The following is a 13023-nucleotide window of genomic DNA, read 5'->3' on the forward strand; positions in this document are numbered from 1 at the left end:
ACCGGAAGCCGGAGATCGGAAGGCGCCCCCGGGAGACCCGCCGGAAAGACGGGCCTCAGGAGACGGGCTTCTCCGGGGCGACCAGGACGCCCGGGTTGAGGATGCCCCCGGGGTCGAGCCGGTCCTTGATCCCGCGCAGGATCTCCACACCCAGATCGCCGATCTCGACCGCGTGGGCCTCCCGGTGGTCGCGGCCGACGCCGTGGTGGTGCGAGATGGTGCCCCCGGCCGTGACGATCGCCTCGTTGACCGACCGCTTGGCCGTCTCCCACTGCCCGACGGGGTCGTCGCTCTGCGCCGTGACGACCGTGAAGTAGAGGGAGGCGCCGGTGCCGTACACGTGGGAGATGTGGCACATCACCAGCGGTGAGCCGAGCGAGGCGTGCAGCGAGAGCCGCACGGCCTCGTACAGGCGGGGCAGGTTGGACCAGAATCCGGCGGTCTCCAGTGTCTCGACGGTCGCCCCTGCGGCGAGCAACGAGTCGCGCAGGTAGGGCGCGGAGTAGCGTCCGTGGGCCCACGACTCGCCGGGGCCGGGGCCGAGGTAGACGCCGCCGAGCCCGGACGCCACGGCGGCGACCCGTTCCCGCAGGGCGGGCACCTCCGAGAAGCCCTCGTACCCGGCGACGGCCAGGCAGCCCGCGTCGGCGGACAGCGCGCCGATCTCGCTCGGCCTGGCCAGCCCGATCATCGTCTCGGTCTCGTCGGACAGGCGCAGCACCGTGGGCAGGGCGCCCTCCTGGGCCAGGCGCCGCAGCGCGGCCGAGCCCGCCGCGAACGACTCGAACCGCCATCCCTCGTAGACGCGCTCGGCGGGCGCCGGCCGGACGCGGAGTCTCAGGGAGGTGATCACGCCGAAGGCCCCCTCCGACCCGAGGATCACCTGGCGCAGGTCGGGCCCGGCGGCCGAGGCGGGCGCCCGGCCCAGGTCGAGGGTGCCCCGCGGGGTCGCCACGGTCATGCCGACGACCATGTCGTCGAAGCGGCCGTAGCCGGCCGAGGCCTGGCCGCTGGAGCGGGCGGCGGCGAAACCGCCCAGCGTGGCGTACTCGAACGACTGCGGGAAGTGTCCTAGGGTGAGCCCGTGCCCAGCCAGAAGCTGCTCGGCCTGCGGGGCGCGCAGCCCCGGTTCCATCTCGGCGACCATCGACTCGCGGTCGACGGCGACCAGCCGGTTCAGCCGGGCCAGATCCAGCGCGACGACACCGGCGAAGCCCTGCCTGGTCGCGACCAGGCCGCCGACCACGGAGGTGCCGCCGCCGAACGGGACCACCGCGACCCGGTGCGCGGCACAGGCCGCCAGGACCGCCAGCACCTCGTCGTGGGAGCCGGGCAGCACCACGACGTCGGGCGCGTCGGAGCCGTCTCCAGCGCGTATGCGCAGCAGGTCGGGGGTGGACTTGCCGCGGGTGTGCCGGAGGCGGGCGTCGTCGTCGAAGCGCACGTGGTCGGCGCCGACGACATCGCGCAACGCGGTGAGAACCAGCGGGGACAGGGCCACGGCGGGCAGGCGCACCTCACCGAAGTCGGCGGCCCGGTCCCGCGGCGGGCGCACACCCAGCATCTCGTGGAGCAGCTTGCGAATCGGTTCCGGCAGGTCGGCGGCCTTGGCGGGATCCCCCCAGCCGGACCAGAGCATGGGTTCCGCGGCACTCGTCGGTTTTTCCACCCCTACACTGTGACATATGACGTCCATCCGTCACAACGCGGCCGCGGAGAGCGGCGACCAGATCCTCGACGCCGCCCGCGAGGTGGTCCTCGCGGTGGGGGTACGGCGGGCCACGCTCACCGACGTGGCCCGCCGGGCCGGGGTGTCCCGCATGACGATCTACCGCCACTGGCCCGACATGCGCAGTCTCGTCGCCGACCTGATGACCCGCGAGTGGGTGCGCGTCGCCGGCCGGTTCGCCACCGAGGACCCGGTCACCGCGGCGGTGGCGGTGGTGCGGGCGCTGCGCGACCACCCGCTCTGGCGGAAGATCGTCGAGGTCGACCCCGAGCTGCTCCTGCCCTACCTGCTGGATCGCCGGGGCTCAAGCCATGAGGCCATGCTGAGCCTCGTCGAGTCGGCGATCATCGCAGGACAGGGCCTCGGCACCGTGCGCCCCGGTGACGCGACGAGACTGGCCAGGGGCGTGCTGCTGACGGCCCAGTCGTTCCTGCTCTCCGGCCCCACCATGCTGAACCCGCTCACCAGGGACGATCTGGACGCCGAGCTCGCCACGCTCCTGGAAAGGTACCTAAGACGGTGAAATCGTCTCTCAACGCCGCCCGCCGCGCCCGCGAGCTCGCCGAGGTCCGCGATCTCGTGGTGGACGTGCTGGTGGTGGGGCTGGGCGCGACCGGTGCCGGAGCGGCGCTCGACGCGGCCTCCCGAGGTCTCTCCGTGGCCGCGATCGACGCCCACGACCTGGCGTTCGGGACCTCCAGGTGGAGTTCCAAGATGATCCATGGCGGGCTCCGCTATCTGGCCAGGGGGCAGGTCGGGGTGGCGTACGAGAGCGCGGTGGAACGTGGCCACCTGCTCGGCCGCACCGCGCCGCATCTGGTCAGGGCGCAGCCCTACCTGCTGCCGCTGGTCCCCGCGGTCTCCCGCCACCAGGCGGCGCTGGTGATGACCGGGTACCGGCTCGGCGAGGGGCTGCGGATCGCGGCGGGCACGCCCCGCCACCTCCTTCCCGGCCCCTTGCGCATCTCCGCCGAGCAGGCGCTCGCCCTCGCCTCCCCGCTGGGTTCGCGCGGGCTGCGCGGCGCCCTGCTGTCGTGGGACGGGCGGCTGACCGACGACGCCCGCCTGGTGGTCTCCGTGGCCAGGACCGCCGCCCGCTGGGGGGCGAGGGTGCTGACGCGCTGCCGGGCGCTGGAGGTGTCCGGCGAGGGCGCGCTGGTCCGCGACGAGCTCGGCGGGGACACCTTCACGATCCGGGCCAGAACGGTGGTCAACGCCACCGGGGTCTGGGCCGCCGGGCTTCACCCGGACATCCGGATGCGCCCCTCGCGCGGCACCCATCTGGTACTGCGACCCGAGACGCTGCCGGGCCTGGCCGCGGGGCTGCACATCCCGATCCCCGGCGAGAGCAACCGGTTCGCACTGGTGCTCCCCCAGTCCGACGGGCGGATCTACGTCGGCCTCACCGACGAGCCGGTGGACGGTCCCGTCCCGGATGTCCCGCAGGCACCGGAGGAGGACGTGACCTTCCTGCTCTCCGTCCTGAACTCCGTGCTCGAGGAGCCGGTACGGCGGGCGGACGTCGCCGGCACCTACGCGGGGCTGCGGCCGCTGCTCGCCGCCGACGGCCGCACCGCCGACCTGTCCAGGAAGCACGCGCTACTGGCCACGCCTGATGGGATGGTGACGGTGGTGGGCGGCAAACTGACCACATACCGGCGGATGGCCGAGGACGCGGTCGACCGTGCCGTGTCGCTCGGCGGGCTCAAGGCGGGCCGGAGCCGCACCGCGAACCTGCCCCTCGTCGGGGCCGTCCGGCCGGACGGCTGGAGTGGCAGGGGTACGGACCGGCTCCTGGAACGGTACGGGAGCGAGGCGGGCGCCGTGCGGGCGCTGATGGCCCGCGAGCCCTGGCTGGCCGAGGCCGGCCCGACCGGGGTCACGGGGGCCGAGCTCGTCTGGGCGGTCAGGCACGAGGGTGCCCTGGACGTGGACGACCTCCTCGACCGGCGGACCAGGATCGGCCTCGTCCCCGCCGACCGCGAGGCCGCCCTCCCACTGGCGCGCGCGGCACTGGCCCATCGACACCACTGACAGCACTGACACCGCCGACGCGCTTTTACCCGTCTAGGATCCTTCTCCCCCTGCGCCACCCTGATCCGGCTGTTAGGTTAGTCTTGCCTAACTCGGAGCGAGGAGAGAGTGTGATCACGGGCGGCGGCGCGAGCATGGCGAACATGACGGGCAGGGGATGCGAGCACCCCCGGGGCTGCCATACCGGCGAACTGCCCGTCCACGCCAGCGCGACCGTCGGAGCCCGCTTCTGGCTGCTGATCGAGCACTCCGGCCCCTGGGCCTCCCACCTCGAGGACTGCAAACTCCCCGAGGGCGTTCACACTCTTATCAAACGGGCCACGCGGCTCGGCATCCGGCCCCAGCTGATTCGCCGCCCGGGTCGCAGAAACCCCGTGGAAACCGGCATTCACGTCATGGTCGCCGACTCCACCGCCGCCGAGCCGTGGATCGCCGAAGGCGTCTTCGCAGGTCCAGACGATCTTGACCTTGACAGCGTGGTGGCCGGAGTGGTCCCGGAGTCCTGCATACTTGTGAGTGAGCCGGTTTTTCTGGTCTGCACGCATGCCAAGCGCAACGCGTGCTGCGCCCGCATTGGACTACCCCTAGCTCGGTCCTTGGCGAAATCATTGCCGGACACAGTATGGGAAACATCACATGTTGGCGGCGATCGATACGCCGCCAACCTCGTGTGCTTGCCACACGGGCTTTACTACGGCAGCATGTCTCAGGCTGCTGCGATCGCGGCAGCCGACGCGTACCGGTCCGGCGAGATCATTCTCGACCGTTTCCGGGGACGCGCAGGCATCCCTGAGCCACTGCAGGCCGCTGAGCATTTCATCCGCATTCATACGGGTGAACTCTCGGTTGGCGGAGTGGCCGTGGAATCCTCCAGGTCGGACGGCGCCGTCACCGAGGCATTTGTGCGCGGTAGTGGCGCTCGTTTTCGGGTAGTGGTTGAACCCATGACGCTGACAACGCCATGTGGTACGGCTTGCGCCGATACGATCACTACCTATCGGCTGGTAGCGCTGGACAGGCTGACCCCTGTGCTGTACGCCACGTCCGCGCTGACCTGACCTGAGGGAACATCACGGCCAATCCAGGCGTTGGATCCAGGGACGCCACAAGCGTCCAAATGCGGCATCAACCAGAAATACCTCTCAACTATAAGGTGGTTTTCTCATGTCTCAGGTACGTCGGCAGACCGCCCGGCCTCGGCCCAGCTGGGGATGGCAGGATGACGCCGCGTGCCGGGGCGAGGACCTCGTGCTCTTCTTCGGTCCCGACGGTGAGCGTCAGCCCGAGCGTGACATTCGCGAACGTAAGGCCAAGGCGATCTGCGCCCAGTGCCCTGTTCGCGCCGAGTGCCTGGACTACGCGCTGTCCCGTCCGGAGAAGTACGGCACCTGGGGCGGTCTGAACGAGGACGAGCGCGCCTCCGAGCGTCGCCGTCGCATGCGCCGCGCCGCCAGCGCCGGCATCAGCGCCGTCGCCTGAGCAGTACCTCCACCCGGCTTCCCCCGCACGTGTGATCTCGCGCACCCCTTGCGAGATCACACGTTGTCGTGTCGGGCCCCGCACATGCGGTGTCTGAAGCAGATCACCGCACGGCGGGCATTTCCGCGTTTCACGGCCTGCTGCGGCCCGGCTTCCGCATCTCCTTGTGGATGATCTTCCACTTGTTCTGCAGTTCCTTGCGGAGCCGCGCGTCACTCCTGGAGGCCATCCACGCGGCCTCCCTCTGGAGCTTGTTCCAGCTCTCCAGTCGCCGCTCGGGAAGCGTGCCGTCCTCGATCGCGGCGAGCACCGCGCAGCCCGGCTCGCTGTCGTGGCGGCAGTCGCCGAACCTGCAGCGCTCGGCGAATTCCTCCAGGTCGGAGAAGACCATGTCCACGCCCTCGCCCATGTCGTACAGGCCGATGCGGCGGATACCGGGCGTGTCGATGATCAGTCCGCCTTTCGCCAGCGGAATGAGCTCACGGTGCACGGTGGTGTGACGCCCCCGGCCGTCGCCGGCCCTGACCTGCTGGGTCTCCATGACGCCCGCCCCGGCCAGGGCGTTGACGAGCGTGGACTTGCCCGCGCCGGAGGCGCCGAGCACCACCGCGGTGCGCGTGCCCTCAAGGTATTCGCGGACGATGCCGACCCCCTCCCCGGTGACCGAGCAGACCGGGTGCACGTCCACCCCCGGCGCCGCCGTGGCCACCTCCCTCAGCAGGAAGTCGAGTCCCTCGCCGATCAGGTCGGACTTGGTGACGAGCACCACGGGACGGCCACCGCTCTCCCAGGCGAGCGCGAGCAGCCGCTCGATCCTGCCCAGATCCGCGGTGTCGGTGGCGTGCAGCGCCGGTTCGGCGACGAAGACGACATCGACGTTGGCGGCGAGCACCTGCCCCTGTGAGTCACCTGAGAGCCCGCCCCTGGAGACCCTGCCGACACCGCCACGCACGAACGCGGTGCGCCGGGGCAGGAGCGCCTCCAGCTCGAAGCGGCCCTCGGCCAGCCGGCGGAGCCCGACCCAGTCACCGACACAGGGCAGGGCCACGGGATCGGCGGCGGCCTCGCGCCGCACCCGGGCACCGTAGTCGGCCCGGAGATGGCCGGAGGCGGACAGCACCTCGGCGGCACCGCGATCGACGCGGGACACCCGGGCGGGAGTCAGACCGGCGGGGAGTTCGGCGGCGAAGAAGTCGGTCCAGCCGAGCGCGGTGAGAGCGGCCGAAGAAGAGATGATTGGCGAAGACAACGTGGGTACACCCTTTTGGAAGGTCGGGTGCCCCGTCGCGAATCGGCTAGGCGGGCACCCTGAGGTCGGTGGATGGCATGGTCATCAGAACAACCCGCATGATCTCCACCTCCTCGTGGCTCACGGCCGCCCGCCTCTCGAACGACATCTTCCGGAGAACCATAGCGCAGCCCCTCCCGCCCGGTGCAAGCCCATTTTGGCCGTGCCGGGGAACGCGTCGGGGCCCCGGGACACGTGGTGTCCCGGGGCCCCGACGGATCCGGCCATTGAAGATCTGTTCAGCCTCGCCGGCACGGCCCCGAGCGTGCCCGGCGCACCGTCCGCGAGGGCTCGGTCACAGGCCGGGGGCCGGGAAGTGGGAGGTGAGCTCCCTGACCTCGCCGTGGACCCGGGTGATGACGTGCTTGGCCTCGTCCTCGTCCTTGGCCAGGGCGGTGACGACCTGGTCGATCCAGGCGCCGATCTGCCGCATCTCGGCGACGCCCATGCCGCGGCTGGTCACGCCCGCGGTGCCGATGCGGATGCCCGACGGGTCGAACGGCTTGCGCGTGTCGAACGGCACGGTGTTGTAGTTGGTCTCCAGACCCGCCTTGTCCAGGGCCTGGGCGGCGGGCTTACCACCGATGCCCTTGGGGGTCAGGTCGAACAGGATGAGGTGGTTGTCGGTGCCACCGGAGACCAGGTCGAAGCCGCGGCCGCTGAGTTCCTCGGCCAGCGCCTTGGCGTTCAGGACGACCTGGCGGGCGTAGTCCTTGAAGTCGTCGGTCGCCGCTTCCTTCAGCGCCACCGCGATGGCCGCGGTGGTGTGGTTGTGCGGGCCGCCCTGCAGGCCGGGGAAGACCGCCTTGTTGAGGGCGGTGGCGTGCTCGTCGGAGGTGGCCATGAGCATGGCGCCCCTGGGCCCGCGCAGGGTCTTGTGGGTGGTGGTGGAGATGACGTCCGCGTAACCGACCGGGGACGGGTGCGCGCCACCGGCCACCAGGCCGGCGATGTGCGCGATGTCCGCGGCGAGCACGGCCCCGACCTCACGGGCGATCTCGGCGAAGGCCGGGAAGTCGATGGTGCGCGGGATCGCGGTACCACCGCAGAAGATCACCTTGGGTCGCTCACGGAGGGCGATCTCGCGCACCTCGTCCATGTCGACGCGACCGGTGTCCTTGCGAACCCCGTAGCGGACCGGGTTGAACCACTTGCCGGTGGCCGAGACCGACCAGCCGTGGGTCAGGTGGCCGCCGAAGGGCAGGCCCATTCCCATCACGGTCTCGCCCGGCTTCAGGAAGGCCAGGTAGATCGCGAGGTTCGCGGGCGAGCCCGAGTAGGGCTGGACGTTGGCGTGGTTCACCCCGAACAGGGACTTGGCCCTGTCGATGGCGATGGTCTCGATCTGGTCGATGACCTGCTGACCCTCGTAGTAGCGCTTGCCGGGGTAGCCCTCGGAATACTTGTTGGTGAGGACGGTGCCCGTGGCCTCAAGGACGGCCTTGGAGACGTAGTTCTCCGAGGCGATCAGTTTGACCGTGTCGGCCTGCCGCCGCTCCTCGGCCTTGATGAGCTCGGCGATCTGCGGATCCACGCTGGAAAGAGCACTCATGCGCCTTCACTCCCCTGTCATCGTCGACATCGCGTGAAGACCCAGGCGCTCGGCCTTCTCGCCCTTCAGCTCCCTGGTGGTCTCTCCCACCCTATGCGCCAGTCGCCGCATAGACGATAGCGGACTAACCCATGCGGCTGGCGCGACCTGCGCCGTCGACCGGCCAGAGCCGGTCGACCTCGGCGTTGAGCGTGGCCCCGATGAGCACGGCCAGCGCGGTGATGTAGAGCCAGAGCAGTACGGCGATGGGCGCGGCGAGCGAGCCGTAGATGGAGACCGGGGAGAACCAGGCGGCGAGCACCGCGCGCAGCACGGCGGCGCAGACGATCCAGATGACGAGCGCGAGCACCGCCCCGGGCAGCTCGCGCCACCAGCGCGTGCGTACGGGCACGCTCACGTGGTAGAGCAGGGTGAGGAAGATCACCGAGCCGATGACGACCACCGGCCAGTAGAGGACGTCGACCAGCGGGGCGTAGTCGGTCGGCAGGGCACCGCGCAGCGCGACGGGACCGAGAACGAGCACGGGCATCACCACCAGCCCGATCAGCAGCCCCGCGAGATAGAACCCGAAGGACATCAGGCGGGTGCGGATGATGCCCCGCTCCTCGCCGAGGCCGTAGGCGACCGAGATCAGGTCGACGTAGACGAACAGCGCCCGCGAGCCCGACCAGAGCGCGAGCAGAAAGCCCAGGGAGATCAGCGAGACCTGGTTCTCGGGCTTCAACACGTCCTCGATGAGCGGGGTGACGACGGTGTCGACGGCGTTGTCCGTGAAGAGCAGGTGGGCCTGCTGGTCGATCCAGTCGCTGACGTTCTTGACCGTCTCGGGGCCGAACACCCGGGTCAGCTGGCCGAGCACGCCGATCAGGCCGAGCATGAACGGCGGCAGCGACAGCAGCGCGAAGAAGGCCGCCTCCCCCGCCAGGCCGGTGACGCGGTAGGTGACGCCCGCGTTCGTGGTGGCGGTGACCAGCGCCCACAGGTCGGTTCCGCGCATCCACGCGAGCGCCGCCAGCAGCCGGGCCCAGACATCCGTACCGCGAATCCACGCGAGGCCCGTGCGCAGCCATGTCCTGGGCCCGCGCGAAGGGCGCCGCTTGGGCCCGGGCCGCTGGGCCGGGGCATCAGTGGACGTCATGCCACACAACGGTATTCCTAGCCGTGCTTGATCACGAGCCAGGCGGGCAACGATCGAATCTCACCCGCCTGCCCGGGTCACCTGTGGTAGAACGCCCGGGCGTCGTCGCTGTCGACGATACGGGCGCCCAGCGGCAGCAGGGAGACCGGGATCAGCTTGAGGTTGGCGAGGCCCAGCGGGATTCCGATGATCGACAGGAAGAGCGGGATCGAGGTCAGCAGGTGCCCGATCGCCAGCCAGATCCCGGCCACGACGAACCAGATCACATTGCCGATGGTGGACATCACCCCCGCGTCGGGGTCGCGCACCACGGTCCGGCCGAAGGGCCACAGCGCGTAGGCGGCGATCCGGAACGACGCGATGCCGAACGGGATGGTGATGATCAGAATGCAACAGACGATGCCCGCGAGGACATAGCCGATCGCCAGCCAGATTCCCGCGAAGACCAACCAGATGACGTTCAACAAAGTCCGCATATTTACAAGGATGTCAGGTGAAACAGCCTCGCTTCTATCCGGTACTCCCCTGAAAAATCCCTACCTCTCCCCTTGGCCGAGGGGGGCTCTTCCCTTGCCCGGGGGGCCGGCGAAGGCCTGCGCGACCGCCGTCCAGGCCCTCGCGGTCTCGCCGCGTACCAGCAGGGACGTGTCGGCGAGGTGGCGGCGCTGGACCACCAGGAGGCAGAAGTCGAGCATGGTGCCGCGGACCAGATCGGGGACGCCCGGGGGGCCGGCCGCCCACGGCGATCCGTCGGGCATGGTCAGCTCCACCCGCACCGGCTGTGCCGGCGGCTCCAGGCCGCGCACCGCGAAGCCGTACGGCAGGGCGCGTACCCCGAGCGTCGCCACGTGCCTGAGCCTGGCGGTCGGCGCGCGCGTGACGCCGAGCGCGTCCGCCACGTCCTGCCCGTGAGCCCAGGTCTCCATCAGGCGCGCGGTGACGAAGGAGGCGACCGACATGTCGGGTCCGTACCAGGGCAGCCTGGCACCGGCGTCCAGCCGGGCGAAGGCCTCCAGACCGCGGGCCCTGGCCTCGCGGAACCAGTCGCGTATCTGACCGGCGGCCAGGCTGCGCGAGGCGACCGCGAGCTCGTCCACCGCGGAGTCGCCACGGGCCAGGAGGGCGGGCAGGGCGGCGCGGAACCCGTCGGGGTCGGTGGCGGAGACGGTGGCGGCGTCGTCGAACCAGGCGAGATGGCTGATCTGGTCGCGCACCATCCAGCCCTCGGCCGGGGTGGCCAGCTCCCACTCCTCCGCGCCGAGCCTTCCGATCATCGCGTCGAGTTCGACCGTCTCGGCGTGCAGATCCGCCAGCAGCTCGTCCACCAGGCCCATGGCGCCTCCCTGTTCCAGCCAAGGCCAGGGTAACCGAGTAATGTTCTAGAGGGAACAGCGCAGAATGGAGGCATGATCTGCCAGGAGTGCAAGGCACGGCGGCACGACAAGTGCCGAGGGGGCTCGTGGTGCGACTGCCAGCACAAGCCCGCCGACAGGCCCAGGGAGTCGGCGATGGGCTGGCCGCGCCAGGGATGACCCGGGCCCGGATCTCGCCCTCGCGTCCAGATTGTGGACCCGACATTGGACATCCAGTGCCGCCAAGGTATCGTCAGAGACATGCCAGCGGACCCATTGCTCGTCGTGCGACGCCACGTCGACCTTCTGCGTGTCCGCAGTGCCATCTGTTGTGACGTCCGTTAACCGTCGCCCTCTGCTGATTTCACCCAGCTCGGCCGCGTAACAGGCGTCCTCCTCTGAGTAATCGACCCCCGCACTCAACGACGAGGCGGGAGGTGCCGCCCGTGCGCGTCCGGAAATCATCCCATCGAGCCTCAAAAAGGACGCGCACATGACGACCCCGGCCCGGCCGGTCAACCGACACCACAAGCGCCCGCGTGGCGAAGGTCAGTGGGCTCTCGGTTACCGCGAACCGTTGAACAAGAACGAGGAGAACAAGAAGAACGATGACGGGCTCAACGTCCGTCAGCGGATCATCGACATCTACTCCAAGCGGGGCTTCGACTCCATCGATCCCTCCGACCTGCGCGGCCGGATGCGCTGGTTCGGTCTCTACACCCAGCGCAAGCCCGGGATCGACGGCGGCAAGACCGCGATCCTGGAGCCGGAGGAGCTCGACGACCGCTACTTCATGCTCCGGGTCAGGATCGACGGCGGCCGGCTCGACCTGGCGCAGCTGCGGGTCATCGCCGACATCTCCAACCTCTACGGCCGGGGCACCGCCGACGTCACCGACCGGCAGAACATCCAGCTCCACTGGATCGAGATCGAGGCCGTCCCCGACATCTGGGAGCGCCTGGAGTCGGTGGGCCTGTCCACCACGGAGGCCTGCGGCGACACCCCGCGCGTCATCCTGGGCTGCCCGCTGGCCGGGATCGACACCGACGAGGTCCTCGACGGCTCCGCACAGATCCAGGAGATCTACGACACCTACATCGGCGACCCCGCCTTCTCCAACCTGCCGCGCAAGTTCAAGTCGGCGGTGAGCGGGTGCCCGGCGCACTGCACCGTGCACGAGATCAACGACGTGGCGTTCGTGGGCGTCGTGAACGACAAGGGCGAGCGGGGTTTCGACCTCTGGGTGGGCGGCGGCCTGTCCACCAACCCGATGCTCGGCAAGCGGCTGGGGGTCTTCCTCACCCCCGAGCAGGTCGCCCCCGCCTACGGCGGCGTGATCGGCATCTTCCGCGACTACGGCTACCGCCGCCTGCGGCACCGGGCCCGGATCAAGTTCCTGATCAACGACTGGGGCGCGGAGAAGTTCAGGGAGATCCTGGAGACGGAGTACCTCGGCCACGCCCTGCCCGACGGCCCCGCGCCCGAGGAGCCGCGCGGCGGCCGCAGGGACCACGTGGGCGTCTTCCCGCAGAAGGACGGCAACTTCTACGTCGGCTTCGCACCGAAGGTCGGCCGCCTCGACGGTGACAAGCTGCACCTGATCGCCGACATCGCCGAGCGGCACGGTTCCAACCGGGTGCACACCACCGTCGAGCAGAAGATGGTCATCCTCGACGTGGCGCCCGACCAGGTCGACAGCCTCGTCGCCGAGCTGGAGGCCGGCGACCTGCAGGTCAACCCCTCCACCTTCCGGCGCCAGACCATGGCGTGCACCGGGATCGAGTTCTGCAAGCTGGCCATCGTCGAGACCAAGGCCACCGCGGCCAACCTGATCGACGAGTTGGAGCAGCGGCTGCCCGATTTCAAGAACCCGCTGACCATCAACGTCAACGGCTGCCCCAACTCCTGCGCGCGCATCCAGGTCGCCGACATCGGCCTGAAGGGCCAGCTCGTCGTCAACGACAAGGGGGAGCAGGTCGAGGGCTTCCAGGTGCACCTGGGCGGCTCGCTGGGCGTCAACCCGGGCTTCGGCCGCAAGGTCCGCGGCCTGAAGACCACCTCCGAGGAGCTTCCCGACTACGTGGAGCGGGTGCTGCGCAACTTCGAGGAGCAGAAGAAGGACGACGAGACCTTCTCCGACTGGGTGCAGCGCGCCGACGACGCGGACCTGAAGTGAACGGCGGAACGGATGAGTGAGCGCGCCGTCCCCTTCCACTGCCCGTACTGCGGCGAGGAGGACCTGGAGCCCTACGAGGGCGACGGCGGCTGGTACTGCCGGTCGTGCGCGCGTGCCTTCAAGTTGAAGTTTCTCGGAATCGGGGTGCGCTCGTGACGCGCGGCGAATCCGACGCGGTCCACGCGAGGGCCGGCGAGGCCCTCGCGAGCCGCACGGTCCAGACGGCGAGTTCCGGCGCGACGAGCGCACCGCTCCGCGGGGCGAATGAGGATTGG

14 protein-coding genes and 1 riboswitch are annotated in these 13023 nt (G+C 69.9%); of the genes, 8 read left to right on the forward strand and 6 right to left on the reverse strand.

The annotated features are described in order from the left end of the window. Positions 1-55: 55 nt before the first annotated feature. Positions 56-1639, reverse strand: coding sequence for an FAD-binding oxidoreductase (locus ABT061_RS15275; RefSeq protein WP_350917817.1), 1584 nt, complete (start codon positions 1637-1639; stop codon positions 56-58). Positions 1640-1685: 46 nt separating this feature from the next. Here ABT061_RS15275 and ABT061_RS15280 point away from each other — a divergent pair, with 46 nt between their 5' ends. The 4 genes from ABT061_RS15280 (at position 1686) to ABT061_RS15295 (ending at position 5242) form a co-directional block, all read left to right on the forward strand. Then, entirely contained in the window at positions 1686-2252 is a 567-nt protein-coding gene (locus tag ABT061_RS15280; RefSeq protein WP_350917000.1) for a TetR/AcrR family transcriptional regulator, read from the forward strand. Next, complete coding sequence (locus ABT061_RS15285; RefSeq protein ID WP_350917003.1) at positions 2249-3763, forward strand: glycerol-3-phosphate dehydrogenase/oxidase; 1515 nt, start codon at positions 2249-2251, stop codon at positions 3761-3763. The genes ABT061_RS15280 and ABT061_RS15285 overlap by 4 nt, the downstream gene beginning before the upstream one ends. A gap of 110 nt (positions 3764-3873) precedes the next feature. After that, positions 3874-4821, forward strand: a complete 948-nt coding sequence (locus ABT061_RS15290; protein ID WP_350917006.1) for a ferredoxin family protein — start codon at positions 3874-3876, stop codon at positions 4819-4821. 106 nt (positions 4822-4927) lie between these two features. Continuing rightward, a complete protein-coding gene (locus ABT061_RS15295; RefSeq protein ID WP_012893126.1) occupies positions 4928-5242 on the forward strand; it encodes a WhiB family transcriptional regulator in 315 nt (104 codons plus the stop codon). Positions 5243-5372: 130 nt separating this feature from the next. Here ABT061_RS15295 and rsgA read toward each other — a convergent pair whose 3' ends face one another. The 5 genes from rsgA to ABT061_RS15320 form a co-directional block, all read right to left on the reverse strand. Next, complete coding sequence (gene rsgA, locus ABT061_RS15300; protein WP_350917011.1) at positions 5373-6491, reverse strand: ribosome small subunit-dependent GTPase A; 1119 nt, start codon at positions 6489-6491, stop codon at positions 5373-5375. Positions 6492-6825: 334 nt separating this feature from the next. Then, entirely contained in the window at positions 6826-8082 is a 1257-nt protein-coding gene (gene glyA, locus ABT061_RS15305) for a serine hydroxymethyltransferase (RefSeq protein WP_343967454.1), read from the reverse strand. 32 nt (positions 8083-8114) lie between these two features. Continuing rightward, a riboswitch (ZMP/ZTP riboswitch) is annotated at positions 8115-8198 on the reverse strand. An 8-nt stretch (positions 8199-8206) separates the two neighbouring features. Further along, complete coding sequence (locus tag ABT061_RS15310; protein ID WP_350917015.1) at positions 8207-9220, reverse strand: YihY/virulence factor BrkB family protein; 1014 nt, start codon at positions 9218-9220, stop codon at positions 8207-8209. 77 nt (positions 9221-9297) lie between these two features. After that, positions 9298-9696 (reverse strand): YccF domain-containing protein, encoded by a 399-nt coding sequence (locus ABT061_RS15315; RefSeq protein WP_350917018.1) that lies wholly within the window; start codon positions 9694-9696, stop codon positions 9298-9300. Positions 9697-9756: 60 nt separating this feature from the next. Beyond that, positions 9757-10554: a TIGR03084 family metal-binding protein gene (locus tag ABT061_RS15320; RefSeq protein WP_350917021.1), complete on the reverse strand. Its 798-nt coding sequence runs from the start codon at positions 10552-10554 to the stop codon at positions 9757-9759. Positions 10555-10626: 72 nt separating this feature from the next. Between ABT061_RS15320 and ABT061_RS15325 the strand changes: the two genes are divergently transcribed. The 4 genes from ABT061_RS15325 to ABT061_RS15340 all read left to right on the forward strand — a co-directional run bounded on the left by ABT061_RS15325 (position 10627) and on the right by ABT061_RS15340 (position 12904). Next, the gene (locus ABT061_RS15325) at positions 10627-10752 is read left to right on the forward strand and encodes a hypothetical protein (protein WP_350917024.1); all 126 of its coding nucleotides are present in this window, start codon (positions 10627-10629) and stop codon (positions 10750-10752) included. An 81-nt stretch (positions 10753-10833) separates the two neighbouring features. Beyond that, positions 10834-10917 (forward strand): putative leader peptide, encoded by an 84-nt coding sequence (locus ABT061_RS15330; RefSeq protein WP_350917820.1) that lies wholly within the window; start codon positions 10834-10836, stop codon positions 10915-10917. 148 nt (positions 10918-11065) lie between these two features. Next, a complete protein-coding gene (locus tag ABT061_RS15335; RefSeq protein WP_350917027.1) occupies positions 11066-12748 on the forward strand; it encodes a nitrite/sulfite reductase in 1683 nt (560 codons plus the stop codon). A 12-nt stretch (positions 12749-12760) separates the two neighbouring features. Then, a complete protein-coding gene (locus tag ABT061_RS15340; RefSeq protein ID WP_184616917.1) occupies positions 12761-12904 on the forward strand; it encodes an Insertion element protein in 144 nt (47 codons plus the stop codon). Positions 12905-13023: the final 119 nt, after the last annotated feature.

The organism is Streptosporangium sp. NPDC002544 (genome assembly GCF_040295965.1).
Lineage (GTDB): Bacteria > Actinomycetota > Actinomycetes > Streptosporangiales > Streptosporangiaceae > Streptosporangium.

Excerpts from the sequence above, each read along its gene's own strand:
- ABT061_RS15315 (WP_350917018.1), bottom strand. The coding sequence starts at position 9,696 with ATGCGGACTTTGTTGAACGTCATCTGGTTGGTCTTCGCGGGAATCTGG.
- ABT061_RS15340 (WP_184616917.1), top strand. The coding sequence starts at position 12,761 with ATGAGTGAGCGCGCCGTCCCCTTCCACTGCCCGTACTGCGGCGAGGAG.
- ABT061_RS15335 (WP_350917027.1), top strand. The coding sequence starts at position 11,066 with ATGACGACCCCGGCCCGGCCGGTCAACCGACACCACAAGCGCCCGCGT.
- ABT061_RS15320 (WP_350917021.1), bottom strand. The coding sequence starts at position 10,554 with ATGGGCCTGGTGGACGAGCTGCTGGCGGATCTGCACGCCGAGACGGTC.
- ABT061_RS15325 (WP_350917024.1), top strand. The coding sequence starts at position 10,627 with ATGATCTGCCAGGAGTGCAAGGCACGGCGGCACGACAAGTGCCGAGGG.
- ABT061_RS15310 (WP_350917015.1), bottom strand. The coding sequence starts at position 9,220 with ATGACGTCCACTGATGCCCCGGCCCAGCGGCCCGGGCCCAAGCGGCGC.
- ABT061_RS15295 (WP_012893126.1), top strand. The coding sequence starts at position 4,928 with ATGTCTCAGGTACGTCGGCAGACCGCCCGGCCTCGGCCCAGCTGGGGA.
- ABT061_RS15280 (WP_350917000.1), top strand. The coding sequence starts at position 1,686 with ATGACGTCCATCCGTCACAACGCGGCCGCGGAGAGCGGCGACCAGATC.
- ABT061_RS15275 (WP_350917817.1), bottom strand. The coding sequence starts at position 1,639 with ATGCTCTGGTCCGGCTGGGGGGATCCCGCCAAGGCCGCCGACCTGCCG.
- glyA (WP_343967454.1), bottom strand. The coding sequence starts at position 8,082 with ATGAGTGCTCTTTCCAGCGTGGATCCGCAGATCGCCGAGCTCATCAAG.
- ABT061_RS15330 (WP_350917820.1), top strand. The coding sequence starts at position 10,834 with ATGCCAGCGGACCCATTGCTCGTCGTGCGACGCCACGTCGACCTTCTG.